Origin of the sequence: Wenzhouxiangella sp. XN24, from assembly GCF_011064545.1 — a bacterium.
Taxonomy (GTDB): Bacteria; Pseudomonadota; Gammaproteobacteria; order Steroidobacterales; family XN24; genus XN24.
In genome coordinates, this window is the sequence record NZ_JAAMFG010000026.1 from 73,480 (window position 1) to 93,552 (window position 20,073).

Below are 20,073 nucleotides of genomic sequence, written 5' to 3' on the forward strand. Positions count from 1 at the left end.
AGCGTGGCTGATGCGCCCCACATCTACGTAGACGCCGATGCCTGCCCGGTGAAGGCCGAGACAGCGAAGGTCGCGATCCGGCACGGCCTGGCCGTCACCTTCGTCGCCAATTCCGGCATGCCGCTGCCGCGCGGCCCCCGGCTGCGCATGCAGGTCGTCTCCGGGGCCTTCGACGCTGCGGACGACTGGATCGTCGCCCAGCTGAAAGCCGACGATATCGTCATCACCGCGGATATCCCCCTGGCCTCCCTCGCGCTGAAAAAAGGCGCCCGGGTCCTCGGGCCGAGCGGCAAGCCCTTCACCGACGACAATATCGGCAACGCGCTCGCCACCCGGGAACTCATGGCCGATCTGCGCGCGTACGGCGTCGGGGGCGGGCCACCGCCCTTTACGCCGCGAGATCGCTCCCGCTTCCTGCAATCCCTGGAAATGCTGGTACGACAGTCCGCGACGCGGCCCTGAACAGCGTGACCAGTTGATGCACCCCACTCACCCGCAGCGCTTCGAGCGCATCCGCTGGACGATCTACGCCGTGTTGATCGTCGCCTACATGCTGGCTTTCTTTCATCGCTTCGCCCCCGCGATGGTGGCCGCGGAGCTGACCCAGGCATTCGGCATCACTGCGGCCGCACTCGGCTCGCTCGCCGCCATGTACTTTTACGTCTATACGGCGATGCAGCTTCCGGCCGGCGTGCTGGCAGATACGCTCGGCGCGCGCTTCGCCGTCACGCTCGGTAACATGATTGCGGGCGCCGGCGCGATCCTGTTCGGCCTCGCAGACAGTTTCGCCACCGCCAGCGGCGGACGCCTGCTCGTCGGACTGGGCGTGTCGGTGGTCTTCGTCGGCCTGATGAAGAGCAACACCGCCTGGTTCAGCGAGCGGCGTTACGGCACCATCAGCGGCCTGACGCTGCTCCTCGGCAACATCGGCGCGATCGCCGCGACCGGCCCCCTGGCACTGATACTCATGAAGGTCGAGTGGCGCACGCTGTTCATCGCCCTCGGCGTGTTCGCCATTGCGCTGGGCGCAGTGTCCTGGTGGCTCGTGCGCGACAAGCCCGAAGATCTCGGTTTCCCGTCACTGCGCGAAATGGAAGGCCTCCCGGCCCATGCGCCTCGTCACCGGCACTGGATCCACGACCTGCGGAACGTGCTGGCGAACCGCCGCCTCTGGCCCGGCTTCATCTACGATTTCGGCATGACGGGCAGCCTTTTCGGCATGCTGGGACTGTGGGCGGTACCGCTGCTGCGGGATGTACACGGACTGACCCGCCCAGAAGCCTCTGTTTACACGACCGTGGCCACGGCTGCGTTCGCGATCGGCTGCCTCGCGGCGGGGAGCCTCTCCGACCGCCTTGGCCGCCGGGTACCGCTGCTGCGCGCGGGTGCGGTCATCTACCTGTCGGCAGCCCTCGGCCTCCTCTTCCTGCCGTGGACACCCGGCTTGCCGGCTTTGCTTCTATTTGCCCTTCTCGGCCTGAGTGCAGGCAGTTTCGTCATCGCTTACGCCCATGCCAGGGAAGTCACGTCGCCTGCCTTGTCGGGCATGGCCATCGCGCTGGTCAACACCGGACTTTTTCTTGGTACCGCGGTTTTCCAGCCGCTGTTCGGCTGGGCCATGGACCTGGGCTGGGACGGTCGTCTTTCCATGGGCGTACCCGTGTATGCCGCGGCGGACTATGACCGCGGCCTCTGGCTGCTGGTGTGCTTCGCCGCCCTGGCGGCTATCGCGTCGCGGTTCCTCGTCGAAACGGGTTGCGCCAACATCAGCGCAAAGAGAGCATCGGACCCGATTCCCTGAACTCGAATTTCAACATGCACGGTTGCTGCTCGAGCCGCTCGAGCGAGATCGGCTGAGGTTCAGGTGACTTCCCAGCCGCCGCCCAGTGCCTTGAAAAGCGTGGCGGTGGCCACGTACCGATCCGCCAGTGCGCGAGCCTGTGCCAGTTCCGCCGCCAGTAGCGCGCGTTGCGCATCGAGCAGCTCGATGATGCTGATATAGCCAGCCTCGTACCGGATTTCGGCAAGCTCTTCCGTGCGGCGCAACGCCCTGATCTGCGCCTCGACGGCTTCGAGGCGCTGCCCGCTGCTCTCGTAGAACGCCAGCGCGTCCCGCACTTCCGCCAGGGCAACGGCCACCGTCGCCCGGTAACGCAGGTCCGCCGCCTCCAGCCTTGCCTCGGCCGATTCGAAACGGGCACGCGCCCGGCCGAAATCGAACAACGGCCCGTCGAGCCCCGCGCCCACGCGCCAGGCCTCGGCCTCGGAACTGAAAAGCCCAGCGCTGTCTGCGGCTGCCGTGCCGATCAACCCGGAAAGTGCGAGCCTGGGGAGACGCGCAGCTGCCGCGACGCCGACGGCGGCCGTCGCCATCTTGAGTTCGCTTTCCGCGGCGCGCAGATCAGGACGACGACGCAGGAGGTCCGCGGGCAGGTTTACGGGAATCGTCTCCGGGACGGCGCCTTTCTCCAGCCCTCCCTCCGGAAGATCGAACGCCGTGAACAGTACCGCCGGCGGCATCCCCAGCAAGATACCGAGCGCGCTTTCGCGCCCCCGGAGCTCTTCGATGCGCGCAGGCAGCTCCGCGCGTGCGCTGGCGAGCGACGACTCGGCCTGGCGCAACTCGAGCTCTCCGATCGCTCCGGCCTCGTAACGCAATCGTCGCACCCGGACGCTCTCCTGCCGGGCCGCCACCGTGCGCTCGGTCACGCGCAGCTGCCGCTGTGCACTACGCAGGCCGGCATAAGTCACGACCACGTCGGCGATAAGTCCCAGGCGCACCGCCTCCCCGGCGTAGACACTGGCCTCGAGGTCTGCCGCCGCCGCTTCGCGCTCGCGGGCCAGCCGTCCCCAGAGGTCGATCTCGTAGCCCAGCAAGCCGGAGACGGAGAACAGGGTGCGTGGCGCGGCATCGAATCCTTCGATGCCGAATGCCGCGGCAGGTTGACGCTCCCGTGACGCTTCGGCCTGCAGGTCGACCGTAGGCAGCTGTTCCGCACGGGCCAGTCCCAGCCGGGCGCGCGCTTCCTCGACGCGCGCCACCTGTATGCGCAGCTCGAGGTTGTCCCCGAGCGCACGCTCGACCAACTCGTCGAGCACAGGATCGCCAAACACGCGCCACCATTGTTGCAGTTCCGCGTCCGCCACCGGTTCCAGCACAGCCTGGTCCGGCCAGGCCTCCGGCATCTCCAGCTCGGGGCGTTCGTAATCGGGTCCGACTGCGCAAGCCGTCAACAGGCCGGCCGCCGCCAGGCCAGTCAGCCTGTCAAGACGCATCCGCCCCCTCCTCCCCACTGCCGCGCCGTGCCGCGCGCCAGCTGACGAAATCCTCCAGCAGCTTGTAGAACAGGGGCACGAAGAGCAGCGCCAGCGTGCTCGCCGCCAGCATGCCGCCCACCACGACCGTGCCGATTTCCCGCCGGCTCGCGGCCCCTGCGCCGCCGGCGAACACCAGGGGCAAAGTGCCGATGATGAAAGTCAACGCAGTCATCATGATCGCGCGGAAACGCTGGCGGGCTGCGGCGAGTGCGGATTCCATGGAACTCATGCCCTCGGCACGGTTCTGGGCCGCAAACTCCACGATCAGGATGGCGTTCTTCGCCGCCAGGCCGATCAGGACCAGCAATCCCACCTGGAAATAGATGTCGTTGGGGTACCCGCGCAGCATCATCGCCAGGGCAGCGCCCAGCACGGCAAACGGTACCGCGGTCGCGACCGCCAGCGGCAGCGACCAGCGCTCGTATTGCGCCGCCAGGATGAGGAAAACCATTACCAGGCCCATGGCGAACGCCGCCGTTCCCGCGCCGCCCGCCGCCTCGATCTGGTAGGCCTCACCGATCCAGCCCAGCTCCGTGTCCGCGCCCAGCTCCTCGCTGACGATGCTCTCCATGGCGGCCTTAACGGCCCCACTCGTATAGCCGGGCGCCGGCTCGGCGAGGAATTTCACGGCAGCAAACAGGTTGTAGCGGTCGACCGCATCCGCACCGCCCTTGCGCTCCAGCCTCACGAGGGAGCTCAGGGGGACCATCGTGCCGTCCCGGGACCGCACGTGAACGCGCCTCAGGTCGTCCGGCTGATCGCGGAACTCGCCTTCCGCCTGCAGATTGACCTGCCAGGTCCTGCCGGCCAGCGTGAAATCGTTGACATAAAGCGCACCGAAAGTGCTTTGCATTGCGTCGAATACCGCATCGATCGGCACGCCCCGCGCACGCACCTGTTCCCGGTCGATCTCCGCCCGGTAACCGGGCACCTGCGCGCTGAAAGTAATCTGCAGGCTGCCCACCTCGGGGCGCTCTTCGACCGCCGTCCGGAAACGGTTCGTGAGCGTTTCCAGCGCCGACGCGCTCGCAGCGCCGCGCGCTTGCAGATAGCCTTCCACCCCGCCGGTCAGTGACAGCCCCTGGATCGGCGGCGGCATGAACGCGAACACATTGGCTTCCTTGACACCCTGGCCAAGGCCCATGATCTTGCCGACGACGGATGCCGCGTCCTGTCCCGGCCCGGTTCTTTCGTCCCAGTCCGCGAGCCGGGCGAAGCCGACCAGTGCATTACTCTTCTGTGTGCGACCGAGGATGTCGAAGCCGGCGAAGGACGTGAACTCTTCGATCTCCTCGAACTCGAGCAGCCCTCCGGTGATCCGGTCCCGCACTTCTTCCGTCCTCTGCAAGGCCGCGGCGGGGGCCAGCTGGCCGACGACCAGTGCCAGGCCCTGGTCCTCCTGCGGAACCAGGCCGCTTGGCAAGCGCAGGATCAGCGCGACGGCGAGCACGATCACGCCGATGAACAGGGCGACCCCCAGGAGGGCGTGACTGAGCAGGAACCCGACGCCACCGACGAAACCCCGGGTGGTCGCATCGAAACCGCGATTGAACAGCTGGAACGGCCTCGTCACCGCGACACCGGCTTTGTCCAGCAACAAGGCGCACAAGGCCGGCGTCAGGGTCAGGGCGACGAGCGCGGAAATCACCACGGAGATCGCGATAGTGACCGCGAACTGGCGATACAACTCGCCCGAAAGCCCCCCGAGGAAGGTCACGGGCACGAACACGGCGACCAGCACCAGGGTCGATGAGACCACGGCGCCGGCGACCTGTCCCATCGTCTTGATGGAGGCCTCGCGAGCGCGCAGGTCTTCCTCCTGCATGAGCCGCTCGACGTTCTCCATGACGATGATGGCGTTGTCCACCACGATGCCGATGGACAGCACCAGGCCGAACAGCGTCAACAGGTTGATCGAGAATCCGAAGGCCTGCATGCCGAGGAACGTACCGATCAGTGACACGGGAATCGCCGCCACCGGAATCAACGTGGCGCGCAGATGCTGGAGAAAGACGAAAGTCACGAACACGACCAGCACGACCGCGATAAGCAAGGTGATGTAGACCTCGCGGATCGAGAACTCGACGAATTCACTGGTGTCGTAAGGAATCCGGTACTCGATTCCCTCCGGGAAGCGCATGGAGATCTCTTCCAGGAGCGCGCGCGCGGCGTTAGCCGTTTCCAGTGCGTTTGCGCCGGGTTGCAGAAAAATCCCCATGGGCACCGCGGGCTGGCCGTTGTAGGTGGCCGAAAAGGCGTAGTCCTGGGCACCGAGTTCGGCACGGCCCACGTCCTCCAGGCGCAATACGCCGCCGTTCTCGTCGTTGCGCAGGATGATCTGCTCGAACTCGTCGGCGGTCTCCAGCTGGCCGCGCGTGGAGATTGCGAACGTGAAAGCCTGGTCGTCCGGCACGGGCTCGGCGCCGATCCGCCCCGCGGCAAACTGTGCACTCTGTTCGCGTATGGCGGCGGCCACGTCGCTCGGCGTCAATCCGTACCGCGCGAGGCGATCCGGACGCAACCAGATACGCATGGAATAGTCCTGCCGACCGAAAAGCGAGACGTCGCCCACACCGGGCAGGCGCACCAGTTCGTCGATCACGTTGAGCAGCGTGTAGTTGCTGATGAACAGGGTGTCGTAACGGCCGTCCGGCGAGATCATCACCGGCACCATCAGCATGCTGGTCGAGCGCGCCTCGACTCGCACGCCCTGCACGCGCACTCGCTCCGGCAGACGGGGCAAGGCCGCCTGGACGCGATTGTTGACGTTTATCTGGGCCTGCTCGGGATCGGTGCCGATGGCGAAGGAGACGGTGACCTGGAGGAAACCTGCATCGGTGCTCAACGACTCCATGTAAATCATGTCGTCCACGCCGTTGATCTCCTGCTCGAGGGGCGCGGCCACGGACTCTGCGATCACTTGCGCGCTGGCACCGGGAAACGCGGTCGAAACCACGACCTGCGGCGGCACCACGTTGGGGTATTGCTGCACGGGTAATGCCCGCAGTGCCGCGACGCCGCCGAGAATCACGAGGATGGAAATGACCGAGGAGAAAATCGGCCGGTCGATGAAGAAATGCAGCATCATCCGCCCTGCGAATCGATCTGCTCGGCCTCGACCGCCATCCCGTCGCGCAGGCCCACCTGTCCCTCCACCACTACGCGGTCGCCATCCTCGAGTCCTTCCAGGACGAGCCGACCGTCCTCGACTTCGGGACCCAGGCGGACGTCACGGCTGCGCGCTTGATCCTGTGCATCGATGACGAAAATCACGGCACCGGCCATGCCCTGGGACACCGCTTCCGGCGGCACGACATACGCGTCCCGGAATCGTTTCACCGCGAGGCGGACACGTGCCAGCGCCCCGGGTTTCAATGCCAGCTCCGGGTTCGGAAAGATCGCGCGCATCATCACGCTGCCGCTGGCCTCATCCACCTTGCTGGAAACGAAATCGATGCGGCCGGCCTGCGGATGGCGCCCGCCCTCCTCCAGCAACAACCGGACTTCCAGGTTCGTGTCTCCCGGATCGGACGCCAGGCTGCGCCGGCCCACCGCATCCTCCGCCGGCATGGCGAAACGCGCCTGGACCGGATCGAGCTGCGTCACGGTCGTCAGGAGCCCGCCCCGCGATATGAGGTTGCCCTCTGTCACCGCCTCGAGCCCGGTCACGCCCGCCACCGGCGCGCTCACGGTCGCGTATTCGAGATCCAGCCCGGCCTGGGCGACGCCCGCTTCAGCAAGCGCGACGCGCGCCTCGGCCAGCTCCCGGGTAGACAGGGCCTGGTCACGTTCCCGCTCGCTCACTGCCGCCTGCTCGAACAGCCCCGAAACCCTGCGCCACTCGCGTTCCGCCTGGTTCAGCGCCGCACGGGCATTGGCCAGCTCGGCTTCCGATCGCTGCAGGGCGATGCGATAAGGCGCCCTGTCGAGACGAAACAATGATGTTCCCTTTGCGACGGACGAGCCTTCGTCATAGAGGCGTGCTTCGAGGATGCCGCCCACGCGCGCCCGAACTTCCGCTTCGCGAGCGCCATGCAGGCGCGCGACATAATCCCGGTGAATGACCGCTTCCTGGCGCTCTACGACGACGAAACTGACAGGCGCGGCCGGGCCACCGGCGCCTTCACCTTCGGCCTGGCCTCCCGGACCGTCTCCGCACGCGGCCAGGACCGCGAAAGACAAAAGAACGGCCGCGTACCAGGAGGGTGCGCGCGCGTGTTCCGCCTTGTCGCGGTCAGTCCTCGGCGCCGGTGCCCCTCCGGGTTGTATCAGGGTCACCGGCGGTCCAGCGATCCAGCCAGGCTTCGACGGTCCGATGCCATTGCACCGAGTTCGCCGGCTTGAGGATCCAGTGATTCTCATCAGGGAAGTATAGGAAACGGCTCGGGATCCCGCGCCGCTGCAGCGCCGTGAACGCCGCAAGGCCCTGCTCGAGCGGCACGCGGAAGTCTTTCGCACCGTGGATCACCAGCATCGGCGTCCGCCACCGGTCAACGAAGTTCACCGGGTTGAAGCGCTCGTAACCGGCCGGGTTTTCGTACTGTGGACCGCCCATTTCCCACTCCGGGAACCACAGCTCCTCGGTCGTGTAGTACATGCTGCGGGTATCGAACACTCCACTGTGATTCACGAGGCAGTCGAATCCTTCCGGCCATGCGCCTGCGATCCAGTTGATCATGTAACCGCCGTAACTCGCGCCGAGGGCACAGGCCCGCTGGCCGTCCAGCAAAGGGAACTGCGCCTGCGCCGCGGCCCAGCCGAGGCGCAAGTCTTCCAGCGGCTTACCGCCCCAGTCCCGGCTGATGCTGTCGGTGAAGGACTGGCCGTAGCCGGTGGAGCCATGGAAATCGATGAACACCACGGCGTACCCCTTGCCCGCGTAGGTCTGGGGATTCCAGCGATAGTGAAAACTGTTGCCCATGCTGCCCTGCGGACCGCCATGGATGATGAACGCGACGGGGTAGCGGCGGCCAGGCTCGTAGCCCACGGGTCGAACCAGCCAGCCGAAAACTTCCCGGCCGCCGGCGCCGGCAAAACTGAACTGTTCGAACGCGCCGAACTCGACGTCTTCGAGCCGCTCCGCATTGTGGTCCGTCAGCCGACCCAGCGCCCCGCCGGAGGCATCGGTGCGGAACAACTGGGCGGGGCTCGCGAGATCGTCGCGGGTGAAGACGACGACCCCGGAGCCTGCGTCGAATTCGCCGACCGCACCGTCGCCGCTGATCGCCTGTGTGCGCCCGGAGGCCACGTCGATCGAAAACAGCCGCCGGTGCCCCTGGTCGTCGGCCCGCGTGTAGAGGGTGCGACCGTCGGTCGAGAAAGCGAGTCCATAAGGCGAGCGATCCCAGTCCGGCGCGACCTCGCGGGTCTTTCCAGAGCGCAGATCGCGCAACAGTATCCGCCGGCGGTCGGCCTCGAAACCCGGCCGGGCCATGGCCAGCCACGCGAGGTAGCGGCCGTCGGGGGAAAATACCGGCGCGGTGTCCGTCGCAGGGTTGTCCGACGTGAGATTACGGGGAGACGCCTCACCGCGAAGCGCCACGCGCCAGAGATCGGTGTTCGTGGACCACGGCTCCTCGCCGGGCGCCACACGGGCGACGAACACCAGTTGCTCGCCATCCGGACTGAACGTCATGTCACTGCGGCCGCCGAACGGACGCGTCGGCACGTCGCCGTCGAAATCCGGCGTCAACAGGCGTGGTGTTCCCGCCTGGTGGTTTTCATCCAGGTCGACCGCGAACAGCTGCGAGCGGCGGCCATCCTTCCACGTATCCCAGTGGCGCAGGAACAGCCGATCGTGGAGCACCCCGGTCGCGGGACCGGCGGTGCGTTCGTCGAGACGTTCACGAGTGCACTCGAGATTGTCGCAATCGAGGAACACCTCGAGACTCACGACCAGCTTGCGGCCGTCGGGCGCGACCACGAAGCTGCGCACGGCGAGCGGATAGTCCGTCACCTGCGCCGCTTCCCCGCCGTCGAGCGGCAGGCGCCAGACCTGCTGCGAGCCCGAGCGGTCCGAGAGAAAATAGAGGCTTCGCCCATCGTTACCCCACTGCGGCCCCGAGGCACTCGATGTCGGCGTCGTGACGCGCACGGGTCCCGTCGAACCTGCGGTCGGCACCAGCCACAGCGTACTCACGCCGCGATCGTTATCGCGATCCGTTTCCCGCAATGCATAAGCGACGAACAGGCCGTCGGGTGACAGCCGGGGATCGGAGACCCGCGCCAGGCTCACGAGGTCCTCCACGTCGAACGGCCGGGACTCCGCAACAGCCCAGGGAAACAACAGCAGGACGACCAGGCCAATAATGATATTCTTCATCAAGAATTCTCCCTATGCCATTGTTATTATTATTTTTGAAATTGTTTTCTCCCGGAGGCAAAGCCAAGCGAACAGGGCCCCGTGCCATGCGGGCGCAATCGCTCCGAGCACCGCTCATCCCCCGGCTTCGTCGCCCCAGATCTCTTCCAAACGGCTGTCGCGACCGCAGCTGAACCGGTAATAGCGATAACGCAGGGGGTTCTCCAGGTAATAATCCTGGTGATAGGCCTCGGCGGGATGGAACGTACCACCCTCGGCTTCGATCTCCGTCTCGACCGCCCGATCGAATCGGGCGACGACCTCGGCGAGAGAAGCCTCGGCGGCCACACGTTGCGCATCGTCATGATAGAAGATCGCGGTCCGGTACTGCGCTCCGCGGTCGCAGAACTGGCGATCGACGACGAACGGATCGATGTTTCGCCAGAACACGCGCAGAAGTTCGTCGTAGCTGATCCGCGCGGGGTCGAAAGTCACCTGGACGACCTCGGCGTGGCCCGTGCGCCCCGCGACCACATCGCGATAGGTCGGATCGGGCTCGGGCCCGCCCGCATAGCCGGAAGTCGTCGCGATCACCCCGTCGAGCTTGTCGAAGGGTGGTTCCATGCACCAGAAACACCCGCCCGCAAAAGTCGCCCGAGCATGATCTCCTGCGTCAGCCTCCTCGGCTTGCGACGTGACGACACCCGCCGAAACGGCCAGGAGCATGCCCAACAGCAGCCGGCCGAAGAGCGTGCGATCCGTCCGTCCCCGGTAGAGCGGCCCCCTCATCACGGCGTGCGCAACGGCGGCAGCTCCTGGCCAGCCGGGACGAACTCCAGCGCCAGGCCGTTGTTGCACCAGCGCTGCCCCGTGGGCGGCGGTCCGTCATTGAACACATGGCCCTGGTGCCCGCCGCAATTACTGCAGTGGTATTCGGTACGTGGCCAGATGAGGCGGAAGTCGCGCTTCGTGTCCATCGCGCCATCGAGCGGCCGGGTGAAGCTCGGCCAGCCGGTGCCGCTGTCGAACTTGTCCGCACTGGAAAACAGTGGCTGGTAACACGCAGCGCAGATGTAAGTGCCTTCGCCGTACTCCTTGTCGAGCGGACTGCTGCCGCCCGGCTCGGTCCCTTCCTCGAACAGGATGTGGTACCGGTCCTCGGGGAGGAGATCCCGCCAGGCCTCGCGACTCACCTGCTGAGCGTCCGAGGGCGCCGGCGGAGAGGCGTCGTCACCCATGGCGCGCACAGGCAGGGGGAGCATCGGTAACAGCAGCGCTGCGGTCATATGTCTGAGCATGGTTCGTCTTCGCATTTTGTCTTCGCATGTGGGGGAATTATTACAACACGGACTTTGAGTACGTGTTTCGCCCGGAGTTCAAGTTCGGAGTCTCGCCCCGGCCGTGGGCGAGGTTCCCTCCGCCCTCCGGACCGGCTAACCTGCGCACTCGTATGCCACCCGCCCCGGGGAGTTGCCATGTTCCTGCGCGCATTCGTTGCCGGCTTCGTTTCCACGCTGGTGTTTCACCAGGGCCTTTACTGGCTGCTCTACCAGACCGGATCACTCCCCCAACCGCCATGGAACATGAGCCCGGTGCCGCCGTTGGGCGTGCCGGCCGTGATCTCGCTGGCCTTCTGGGGCGGCGTCTGGGGTATCGCGTTGTGGCTGCTGGTGCGGCGTTTCTTCGGCGCGCGGCAATGGCTGATGGCGGTGGCCCTCGGCGCGCTCCTGCCGAGCCTGGTGGCGCTGGCGATCGTCTTCCCGCTGAAGGGCGGCGCATTCATGGCCGACTGGGACCCCCGGATCCTCGTCGGCGCCTTGCTGCTGAACGGCGCATGGGGCCTCGGCGTGGCCTTGTTGATGAAGCTCATGCGAGGCCGCTGAAACACCCCTCGGCGCCGCGGCTGCCTGGCGCCCGCCTCACAGCGTCTTGAGGTACTCGATCAACGCCCGGCGCTCGGCGTCGCTGAGGACATCGCCGAAGGTATGGCCCTGGTTGCCGTAGCCGTGCCGGGTGGTGTCATAAATCGTTCGCGCGTCTGCGGCGTTCCGTGCGCCCTCCTTGCCGTGGTCCAGCACCTCGTGACGCCAGCCCAGCGTGGCCTGGTCGTACTCCGGGCGCTCGCCGGCGTGACGCCAGTAGGTGGGTCGGGCGCGGCTGTCCAGCAAGGCGGCGATGCTGGGCACCGAGTCGTTATGCAGGTACGGGGCCGTCGCCCACACGCCGTCCAGCGGCGGGGCCACGTAGCCCGGCGCCGGGCGCGCCACGGCGCCCTCACCGTAGAACGAACTGTTGAACCAGCGGATGAAACGCTCCGCCTCGACCGCCTGCAATGCATAGGCCGGGTCGGTGCCGACCTGTTCGAGCGATACCAGCAGGTTGGGATAGGTCCATTCCGCACCATAGGTCCCGTGGCACGCCGCACAATGGGCAGTGAATACCGTCTCGCCCTCCGCCGCGAGCTCCGCATCGATCGCGTGGGGCCACTCGGGCGCCTCCAGCGAGACGATGTAAGCGCGCACATGCGCGAACCACTCGTCGATGGCCTGCGCTTCCTCGATGCGATCCGTGCACACCAGCGACTTGAGCATCATGTAGTGCACCTGGTCGCCCTGGCCGCCACCGTGATAGAACATCGCGTGCTTTTTCTGCATCCGCCACCAGGGCGGGACTGCCGTCGGCAGGGGCGAGTTCGGCGGCGGCGCGAGCAGCGGTTCCTCCAGCCACTCGAGCGTGCGCGGGTCACGATGCGCCATCAGCGCCATCGTCAGGTTCGGCGCCGGGTTCACCCCGACCGTATCCGTCTGCATGTAGGGGGCGATCGCGCCGATCCGGTCGGCCCAGCGACGCCAGGCCGCGGCCGCAGGACCGTCCTCCACCAGCAATCCGAAACTCTCCACCGCCGGCATCGGATCCACGCTGAAATCCGCGAAAGCGTTGCCCAGGCCGACGATGACCTCGCCGTCGAAACTTCCCCCGTGACACGCCAGGCAGTTGCTCACGACGAGTTCGACCCCATTGTCGTCCACCGTCGCGTTCAGGTCGTAAGGCAACTCGGCGTTTCGCCCCAGCCGCCCCGGCAGCGAGGGCCCGGTATCCCCACCGGGTCGCGCCGCCTCGTATGCGTCCAGCGGCACGCCGCAACTGACGTAGCCGCGGTTGACCAGGATCTCGTAGCCCAGCGCCGCATCCCCGCTCCGCTGCGGCGTCTGCGGCAATACTCCCGGCTCGCCCAGCGTGACCGGCGCATCGTCCGGCCGGCCGCAGCCGCCCGCGAAAGCTACGCACAGCACCAACACCGAATTCCTGATCCATCTGTTCACTCGTTTCACCTCGTGATTCCGCCGCCGCCCCGGAACGATGGCCGACACCCTTCAGCGCGACGGAAAATTGCTCAGTTCCAGCATGCCCCAGTTCGACTCACCTGCGGCGACCGGCTCCTCGCCGACTGCGACCAGGCCGAACCAGCCGCCGTCGGCTTGCGGAGGCGGATCGCCGAGCGGCGCAATGCGTCGCTGTTCAAGCGACGGCGCGTCCAGTGTCCAGGCCAGCGGATAGCGGGTCCCGCCGAAGTCGCGCCAGCCGTCATCCGCGGGCGCGAGCACGATGTCCTCGGCCAGCGAGGACGGACGCGAAATGCATTCGGTCAACGGCGTGCCGCCGCCGGCCCGGCGACGCAACTGCGCACAACGCAACATGCCCTTCTCGCCGAGATCGAGCCAGGCGCGCGCCAGCGCCAGCTGCCCTCGGCCCACCGGCAGCGCCTGGCCCCACAAGCGATCCAGCATGGCGTCGCCCCGAACGGGGACAGACTCGCCGCCGATCTCCAGCATGCCCTCGACCTGCCATCCCGGCCACCAGTAACCGCGGTACAGTTCGCTCTCGATCGGCAGCGGGCCTTCTACGGGACGCCCCAGGCGCAGCTTCATACCCGCGTCCGACGCAGCACTCTCGAGCAACAGCGTGGCGCCGTCGTCGAGGATCGTGAAACGCCAGTCCTCCAGCCACACCGCCGGCCCGCTCGACGCACCCGCCAGTCCTAGCGCATCGCGGCTCAGGCGTTCCTCGCCCTGCGCGGATGCACCGACCGGCTCCACGCTGAAGCGTGCCCGGTAGATATTCCGCGTGGCCCATGCCGAATCCCGCTCGACCGGTTTCTCGGCCACCGCGAGCCGATAGAAGGCGAGGTGAAAACCATACACCGCGCCTGCGCCGTCGGTGACCCGGCCGCCGAACAACCAGTATTCGGCAAACTGCCCGGGTTTCGCGCGGTGATCCTCCGGCATGCGCAGGGGCACGTCGTCCGGCCGCGGAAAGCGGGCCGCGAGGCGGTCGATACCCTCCAGGGACAGCTGCGGCGCGCCGGCGCCGACATCGTCCGCAGGATCGTAAAGCATGCGCATCGAGAGGACCGCGACGCCCACGGCCAGGAGGGCCAGCAGCAGGCCGCGTTTCGACATCGATGAAATTCCGCCCTGCAGTGATTACGTCCTGATTCTATATCGCCCCGCCGGGGCGCGCCGATTCAGGCGGGCCGCTTGCGGCGCACATAGAGGGTCTTGGCGACGCGCGCCACGACGTCGCCCGCCTCGTCAACGACCTCGACCGGCCATGTCGGCTCGTGTTTCCCGCCGCCGGCCGTCGCTGCGATCACCGCGTCGATCATGGCCGGGGAGAGCTCGAAGGAGGCCGTCACGCGACCGCGCCCCGGCCGGAGAAAATCCACATGCGCCGCGCGGTCCCAGACCACGTAATCCGGACCGATGTTGCGCGCCAGCATGATGACGTAGAAAGGATCGGTCATGGCATACAGGCTGGCACCGAAGTGCGTGCCGAAATAATTGCGGTTGTACCAGTGGAGCCCCATCCGCACGACCACCCGGCGCCAGTCCGGCGCAATCTCGCGCACCGTGATTCCCGTCATCAGGTAGGGGGGATAGCAATTGAAGAGCAGCCGCAGCGCCCGCGGAGACTGCATGGCGCGCACGAGCCTGTTCATGGGCCGTAAGCCCCCCCTTCGAAGCCGCCCGTCACCAGCTGCCCTTCACCAGGCGACGTGCGATCTCCGGGTAGCGCGACACGTCGAACACCGGTTCCACGTGGTAGCCGAGCTGCGCGTTGTAGTCGCGCATGACCTTGATCACCAGGCCGGACAACGCCAGCACGGCCACGAGGTTGACGATGGTCATGAAAGCCATCGCCAGGTCCGCCATCGCCCACACGAGCGGCAGGTTGAGCTGCGACCCGGTGTAGATGCCGACCAGCACCACCCAGCGGTAAGCCGTCAACAACCGCTTGTCCGGGTGAATGAATGCAATGCTCGTCTCGCCGTAATACGTGTTGGCCATGATCGAGGTGAAAGCGAAAAACAACAATGCGATGGCCATGAATGCCGCGCCCCAGTCGCCGACCAGTGCGCTCATCGCCGCCTGGGTGAGCGCCATGCCGGTGACGCCGCCTCCCGCCTCGAACTGTCCGGAAATGAGAATGATGGCCGCCGTGCAGGAACAGATCACGATGGTATCGGTGAACACGCCGAGCATCTGGACGTAGCCCTGGCTCGCAGGATGGCGAACGTCCGCCGTGGCCGCGGCAATGGGCGCGCTGCCGGATCCCGCCTCGTTGGAGAACAGGCCGCGGCGCACGCCGTTGATCAGCGCCTGGGCGATGCCGTAACCCAACACGCCCCCGGCCGCCTGGCCGATGCCGAAAGCGCTGTCGATCACGAGGCGAATGATCCGCGGCAGCTGCTCCATGTGGCTGAACACCAGCCACAGGGCGGTGCCGAGATAAGCCACCGCCATGAAGGGCACGATGATCTCGGCCACCCGTGCGATACGCCGGATACCGCCGAAGATCACCAGCCCCGCCAGGAACGCCGTCAACAATCCCGTCCAGGCCGTGTCGATGCCCGTGACTTCCTGGACGGCCGCGGACATCGAGTTCGACTGGACGCCGTTGAAGGCCAGCGGATAGGAAACGATGAGGAATATGGAGAACAGGATGCCCATCCATCGCTTGCCGAGGCCGTACTGCATGTAGAAAGCCGGTCCGCCACGGTAGCTGCCGTCGCCATTGGGGACCTTGAACAGCTGCGCGAGCGTGGATTCGAAAAAGCTGGTCGCCATGCCCAGCATGGCGGTCACCCACATCCAGAAAATGGCCCCCGGGCCGCCGAGTTCCAGGGCGACGGCGACACCGGCGAGATTGCCGGTGCCGACCCGCGCGCCGAGGCTCGTGCAATAGGCCTCGAAGGACGAAATCCCACCGTGCTCCCGCCGGAAGCTGCGCTTCATGACGCCGAAGGTGTGGGGGAAATGGCGCAGCTGGATGAAACCCGACAGCACCGTGAAGAGCACCCCGGCGCCCAGCAGGAGCCAGATCAGCAGGGAACCCCACATGAGCTGGTTCGCGGCATCGATGAATTCTTTCAAGGAACTGCCTCGCGCCTCGCCATCGGTCGGCCTGACAGTCTACGCGATCGGTCGCAGGTGCAAAGACTCAGTCGCCACTGTCGGGCGCCGGATACGCGAAACGCAGGAAAGTGTGCCGCTGGAAAGGCCGCCAGTCTTCCTCGGCCTGCGCCAGGCGGTCCGCGATCGCCCACAGCGCCATGGGGTTGTGGCCGAGCCCGCAATGGCTGCCATACACGCGGATGTTCTCCGTCCGCGGAGTCGGATGCTCCAGCGAGCAACGCCAGTGGACGACGCCGTCCGTGCGCGTATAGATCGAGGTCGACGGAACCGGTGGCGGGCGCGACAGGCGCGTCAGCAAGGCGGGATCCATATGCGCCTCGCGTTGCCCGCTCACGTCCTCGTAGAGCAGCGTGACCGCGGTGCCCTTGTGGCTGCGGAACGGTGTGCCGAGCGTGATCACCAGGCGCACATCGTCCGGCGCCAGCCAGGCGAGTTCTCGCGCATAAAGCCCGCCGAGGCTCCAGCCGATCACGCTCACCTTGCGGCCGTAGCGCAAGCGCAGTTCCCGCAGCCTCGCCAGGAGCCGCTCCTCCTTCTCGCCCACGCCGCCCAGGTTACGTCCGAGCTTCCAGCGATGCGCCGCGTAGCCCAGTGACTTGAGGAACTGTCGCAAGGGGAACGTCGAACTTCCGTTGGCGAGGAATCCCGGCAGCACCAGCACCGGGTGTCCATCGCCCATCGGGGCCTGGCGCAACAAGGGATAGAGCCAGGCCATCGCGCCCAGCTCGAGTACGGCCCGCCCCTCGAGCAGCTGCCAGATCAGCGCCGGGGGGCCGGACTCGGGTTCAGCCTGCGCCATTGGCTCGCTTCGCCGGCGCCTTGCGGCTGCGCGTGCGGATCGTCTTTTTCGCCCCCTCGGCCGCACAGGCCTCGCGCAACTCCTCGAAGCTCGCACGAATATCGCCCGCCAGACGCTCCACGTCGGGCGCCGCCTCGTGCGCGGAAGTGATGCTGATGGACAGGTCATCCATGTAACTGGTCACCACGATGATCAGGCCGAGCCCGTCCAGCACCGGTGCCGTGCCGAAACCCTCGAGCAGGCGCGCCGTACCCAGGTAAAGGGGAACGCGCGGACCGGGGACGTTGGTGATGACGAGGTTGAACGGCGGACGATGGTAACGCGCCAGGTGCAATCCGGAGTACAGGCCGGCGGCCGCCGTGGCCAGTGAATACGGTACGAAACGCGAGGTATCCGCAAGCGTCGCTGCGCCGATGGCATGCGTGTAGGCCTTGCTGTCGACCGCATGGCTATGGATCCGGCGCAGGCGCTCGACGGGCTTGCGCGTGCCGACTTCCAGCGGGATGAGCATGGCGGAGACCCTGTTGCCCCCCTCGTTTACCTGGTGGCGGATCGAGATCGGCGCCATGGCGACCAGGTCCTTGTCCGGCAGCCGGCCAAAGGCCTGCAGGTAACGGCGCAGTCCGCCGCTGCATACCGCGAGGACGATGTCGTTCACCGTGGTGCCTTCCACGGCCCCCCTGATCATGCGGATCTCGTCGAGCGGCAGCTTCACCGCGTCGAAACAGCGCCGAGAACTGATCGGCACGTTGAACGGGCTGCGGGGCGCCTGGAACAACATGGGCGGAGCGTGGTGATCCCGGGCCATGAATTCGCGCCCGGCACCCAGCCCGCCGCGCAGCAGGTTGGCCGCCCAGTGGAGCGTCTCGCCGGGTTCACGGAAGGCTCCGCCGAAACTGCGTTTCAGAAGACCGAGCGCCCCGGGCACCGGCCGAGGCTGTGCCGGACGTTTGGCAGCTGCCTTGCGCTTGCGGCGGCGCGGCTCGCTGCTCCAGACCGCGTTGAACATGTCGAGTGTCCCGAGACCATCCGCTGCGGCATGGTGAATACGGGAAATGACCGCAAAGCTGCCCGGCGGGAAGTCACCGGAAGCATCCAGGCCAGAGACGAAAGTGAGGTGCCAGAGTGGGCGCTCCGGGTCCAGGGGACGGGAAAACATCCGGGCGGCCAGCTCGCGCAGCCGTTCCCAGTCGCCCGGTCTCGGCAGCGCAGAGTGCTGCAGGTGCAGATCGAGATCGAAATGCGGATCCTCGATCCAGAACGGCCGTCCCAGATGCAGCGGCACTTCGACGAGCCGGCGGCGAAACAGCGGTGAGCCGTCGAGACACGCGTCGATATGCGCGCGGAACTCAGCGAAGCCGAATGCTCCGGCGACCGGCTCATAGACATGCAGGCCCCCGACATGCATCGGGGCGTTACGTGAATCGAGGTACACGAATGCGGCATCGAGGCCGGAGAGTTGCTCCATGTCTTGCTTTCCTGAAGATCAGATCACGATTATGCGCGGACAGCGCAGCGTAGCAAAGCAAGCCGCAGCGTGGCCTGCCGCGGACGGTCTCCCTCGCTATCTCGATGCGCGGGCCCGCAGCCCCGCCACGATCATTTCGTCGCGCTCGGCGAAACCGCGGCGGAAATGGGCCTTGCCGTCCTGGTCGATCCAGGCCGTCCATGGGGCATAAACCACGGGAATAGGCACCGCCAGCTGGAGTGTTTGCGGTGTGCCGCCGGCGAGCGCCTGGCCGAGTACCTCCTGCGACCAGGTGGCCGGCGCCCCCGCCAGCGCACGCGCGAAAGCGATGGGATCCTCGATGCGGATGGCGCCAGGCAGGGCTTCGCCTTCATCAGGGCCCCCATGCAGGAACAGGCCCTGCGGGTTCGGCATGGCGAAGCGGATCACCCCCAGGAAACTCGGCGGTCCCGGGATCTGGCGCACGATGAGCGCTTCGGGACGCGACCAGTCGGCCCGCGTCGCGTCGATGGGCTCACCGTCGGCAGAGAACACCTGCAGACCCCGCGCTTCCAGCGCCGCCGGTCTCCGGCGTGCAAGGGGCGCCACCTGCGTGCGGACCAGGTCGGCCGACAGGATCCAGTCGGGATGGACCACGCAATAGCGCAAGTCGCTGCGAAACTCGGCCGCCATGCGGGTTCCCGGCGCGAACGCGGCGGTTTGCGAGAGTACGGCCTGGCCGCCACTCAACAGCGAGACCTGTGCGCTGGCGGGATCCACCGCCAGGAAACGGCCGCGGACATCCGCCAGCACCCAGCGCGCCCGCTCGAGGTTCGCCCGGAGCACCTCGATCACCTCACCGACGGAGCGGTTGGCCGCCCGCATGCTCGCGGGGCCGAACAATCCATCCGGCTCCAGGCCATGGCGCGCCTGGAATCGCCGCAACGCCGTCTCCAGGCCCGGATCGAAAACTGTCGAGTCGTCATCGGTTGCCGGATGATCGCCGCTCCACACCAGCCGGCGCCGCAGCAACCTCACCCGCGGATCATCCATGCCCGCCTGCAGCACGCGGCCGGCCGGCACCGGCTGCCATCCTCCCTCGCGCTCGATCAGTCGATAACGCGCGAGCGCCCCTTTCAGGCGCCCGTACAGCGGTTGTGACGGACGCAACTCGGCCAGCTGCGCAGCGAGATTGGACCCCGAGGCCATCGCAGCGACCTGCAAAGCCCCGGCCTCGCCCCGGATGTTTCCCTCGAGGTCCCACCGTGGCCGGCCGGTAGCGGCATCCACTTTGCCGAAGTAGAAGTGCGTCGCCAGCCGCAACAGCGCATCGGTCATGAGCATGTCGACCGCTGCCGCGATCGCCGGATCATCGGGTGCCGCGACCCGGCGCTCGACGGCAGCGCGAATGGCGGCGAAATGATAATCGGCGGGTGCCAGTCCCTCCCCGGCGCTGGCCGCGATTTCTCCGAGCAACGCCGCTTCGCTGGCCGGATCGGTCCACAGCAGGGAGAAACCCCGGGACTCGTAGATCTCGGGCAGGGCCTGCATCGAGCGCAGGCGCTGTCCGGCGATGGTGACCTGGCCCGTGCTCCGGAGCTGTTCCACGGCACGCCGGATCGTTTCCGCGACCGCCGCCGGGTCCGGCACCGCCCAGGCGGGCGCGGCATACGACAGAACCAGCAGCACTGCCAGCAGAACGGGCCGCAAGGGGCGAACGACAGGCAGCCAA

At 66.9% G+C, this 20,073-nt stretch carries 16 protein-coding genes; 3 read left to right on the forward strand and 13 right to left on the reverse strand.

Annotated features, from left to right (window positions below; translation table 11 throughout):
• Nucleotides 1-3 precede the first annotated feature (3 nt).
• Both G6032_RS03185 and G6032_RS03190 read left to right on the forward strand, forming a co-directional pair.
• A complete protein-coding gene (locus G6032_RS03185; RefSeq protein WP_165280693.1) occupies nucleotides 4-462 on the forward strand; it encodes a YaiI/YqxD family protein in 459 nt (152 codons plus the stop codon).
• A gap of 16 nt (nucleotides 463-478) precedes the next feature.
• A complete protein-coding gene (locus tag G6032_RS03190) occupies nucleotides 479-1,801 on the forward strand; it encodes an MFS transporter (RefSeq protein WP_165280694.1) in 1,323 nt (440 codons plus the stop codon).
• A 59-nt stretch (nucleotides 1,802-1,860) separates the two neighbouring features.
• Here the strand turns inward: G6032_RS03190 and G6032_RS03195 are convergent, their stop codons facing one another.
• The 6 genes from G6032_RS03195 to msrB all read right to left on the reverse strand — a co-directional run bounded on the left by G6032_RS03195 (nucleotide 1,861) and on the right by msrB (nucleotide 10,917).
• Nucleotides 1,861-3,276: an efflux transporter outer membrane subunit gene (locus G6032_RS03195; RefSeq protein WP_165280695.1), complete on the reverse strand. Its 1,416-nt coding sequence runs from the start codon at nucleotides 3,274-3,276 to the stop codon at nucleotides 1,861-1,863.
• On the reverse strand, nucleotides 3,266-6,403 hold the full coding sequence (locus G6032_RS03200; RefSeq protein WP_165280904.1) for a multidrug efflux RND transporter permease subunit: 3,138 nt from the start codon (nucleotides 6,401-6,403) through the stop codon (nucleotides 3,266-3,268). The genes G6032_RS03195 and G6032_RS03200 overlap by 11 nt, the downstream gene beginning before the upstream one ends.
• Entirely contained in the window at nucleotides 6,403-7,596 is a 1,194-nt protein-coding gene (locus G6032_RS03205) for an efflux RND transporter periplasmic adaptor subunit (RefSeq protein ID WP_206211779.1), read from the reverse strand. The genes G6032_RS03200 and G6032_RS03205 overlap by 1 nt, the downstream gene beginning before the upstream one ends.
• The gene (locus tag G6032_RS03210; protein ID WP_165280697.1) at nucleotides 7,553-9,640 is read right to left on the reverse strand and encodes a S9 family peptidase; all 2,088 of its coding nucleotides are present in this window, start codon (nucleotides 9,638-9,640) and stop codon (nucleotides 7,553-7,555) included. The genes G6032_RS03205 and G6032_RS03210 overlap by 44 nt, the downstream gene beginning before the upstream one ends.
• A 114-nt stretch (nucleotides 9,641-9,754) precedes the next feature.
• Nucleotides 9,755-10,408: a peptide-methionine (S)-S-oxide reductase MsrA gene (gene msrA / locus G6032_RS03215; RefSeq protein WP_165280698.1), complete on the reverse strand. Its 654-nt coding sequence runs from the start codon at nucleotides 10,406-10,408 to the stop codon at nucleotides 9,755-9,757.
• Nucleotides 10,408-10,917, reverse strand: coding sequence for a peptide-methionine (R)-S-oxide reductase MsrB (msrB, locus tag G6032_RS03220; RefSeq protein WP_240901940.1), 510 nt, complete (start codon nucleotides 10,915-10,917; stop codon nucleotides 10,408-10,410). Before msrB ends, msrA begins: the two co-directional genes overlap by 1 nt.
• A gap of 177 nt (nucleotides 10,918-11,094) precedes the next feature.
• On the opposite strand from msrB, the gene G6032_RS03225 reads away from it, so the two are divergent.
• Nucleotides 11,095-11,502, forward strand: a complete 408-nt coding sequence (locus tag G6032_RS03225) for a hypothetical protein (protein ID WP_165280700.1) — start codon at nucleotides 11,095-11,097, stop codon at nucleotides 11,500-11,502.
• A 36-nt stretch (nucleotides 11,503-11,538) separates the two neighbouring features.
• Here the strand turns inward: G6032_RS03225 and G6032_RS03230 are convergent, their stop codons facing one another.
• The 7 genes from G6032_RS03230 to G6032_RS03260 form a co-directional block, all read right to left on the reverse strand.
• Nucleotides 11,539-12,942, reverse strand: coding sequence for a hypothetical protein (locus G6032_RS03230; protein WP_346763745.1), 1,404 nt, complete (start codon nucleotides 12,940-12,942; stop codon nucleotides 11,539-11,541).
• 51 nt (nucleotides 12,943-12,993) lie between these two features.
• Nucleotides 12,994-14,079 (reverse strand): carotenoid 1,2-hydratase, encoded by a 1,086-nt coding sequence (locus tag G6032_RS03235; protein WP_165280701.1) that lies wholly within the window; start codon nucleotides 14,077-14,079, stop codon nucleotides 12,994-12,996.
• 65 nt (nucleotides 14,080-14,144) lie between these two features.
• Nucleotides 14,145-14,618: a DUF4442 domain-containing protein gene (locus G6032_RS03240; protein ID WP_165280702.1), complete on the reverse strand. Its 474-nt coding sequence runs from the start codon at nucleotides 14,616-14,618 to the stop codon at nucleotides 14,145-14,147.
• A gap of 31 nt (nucleotides 14,619-14,649) precedes the next feature.
• Nucleotides 14,650-16,053: a sodium:alanine symporter family protein gene (locus G6032_RS03245; protein ID WP_165280703.1), complete on the reverse strand. Its 1,404-nt coding sequence runs from the start codon at nucleotides 16,051-16,053 to the stop codon at nucleotides 14,650-14,652.
• Nucleotides 16,054-16,120: 67 nt separating this feature from the next.
• Nucleotides 16,121-16,894 (reverse strand): alpha/beta hydrolase, encoded by a 774-nt coding sequence (locus G6032_RS03250; protein WP_165280704.1) that lies wholly within the window; start codon nucleotides 16,892-16,894, stop codon nucleotides 16,121-16,123.
• Nucleotides 16,881-18,362, reverse strand: a complete 1,482-nt coding sequence (locus G6032_RS03255) for a wax ester/triacylglycerol synthase family O-acyltransferase (protein WP_165280705.1) — start codon at nucleotides 18,360-18,362, stop codon at nucleotides 16,881-16,883. Before G6032_RS03255 ends, G6032_RS03250 begins: the two co-directional genes overlap by 14 nt.
• A 96-nt stretch (nucleotides 18,363-18,458) precedes the next feature.
• Nucleotides 18,459-20,051: a peptidoglycan-binding protein gene (locus G6032_RS03260; protein WP_165280706.1), complete on the reverse strand. Its 1,593-nt coding sequence runs from the start codon at nucleotides 20,049-20,051 to the stop codon at nucleotides 18,459-18,461.
• Nucleotides 20,052-20,073: the final 22 nt, after the last annotated feature.

Excerpts from the sequence above, each read along its gene's own strand:
- G6032_RS03200 (WP_165280904.1), bottom strand. The coding sequence starts at position 6,403 with ATGCTGCATTTCTTCATCGACCGGCCGATTTTCTCCTCGGTCATTTCC.
- msrB (WP_240901940.1), bottom strand. The coding sequence starts at position 10,917 with ATGCTCAGACATATGACCGCAGCGCTGCTGTTACCGATGCTCCCCCTG.
- G6032_RS03195 (WP_165280695.1), bottom strand. The coding sequence starts at position 3,276 with ATGCGTCTTGACAGGCTGACTGGCCTGGCGGCGGCCGGCCTGTTGACG.
- G6032_RS03255 (WP_165280705.1), bottom strand. The coding sequence starts at position 18,362 with ATGGAGCAACTCTCCGGCCTCGATGCCGCATTCGTGTACCTCGATTCA.
- msrA (WP_165280698.1), bottom strand. The coding sequence starts at position 10,408 with ATGAGGGGGCCGCTCTACCGGGGACGGACGGATCGCACGCTCTTCGGC.
- G6032_RS03240 (WP_165280702.1), bottom strand. The coding sequence starts at position 14,618 with ATGAACAGGCTCGTGCGCGCCATGCAGTCTCCGCGGGCGCTGCGGCTG.
- G6032_RS03190 (WP_165280694.1), top strand. The coding sequence starts at position 479 with ATGCACCCCACTCACCCGCAGCGCTTCGAGCGCATCCGCTGGACGATC.
- G6032_RS03235 (WP_165280701.1), bottom strand. The coding sequence starts at position 14,079 with ATGTCGAAACGCGGCCTGCTGCTGGCCCTCCTGGCCGTGGGCGTCGCG.
- G6032_RS03225 (WP_165280700.1), top strand. The coding sequence starts at position 11,095 with ATGTTCCTGCGCGCATTCGTTGCCGGCTTCGTTTCCACGCTGGTGTTT.
- G6032_RS03210 (WP_165280697.1), bottom strand. The coding sequence starts at position 9,640 with ATGAAGAATATCATTATTGGCCTGGTCGTCCTGCTGTTGTTTCCCTGG.
- G6032_RS03250 (WP_165280704.1), bottom strand. The coding sequence starts at position 16,894 with ATGGCGCAGGCTGAACCCGAGTCCGGCCCCCCGGCGCTGATCTGGCAG.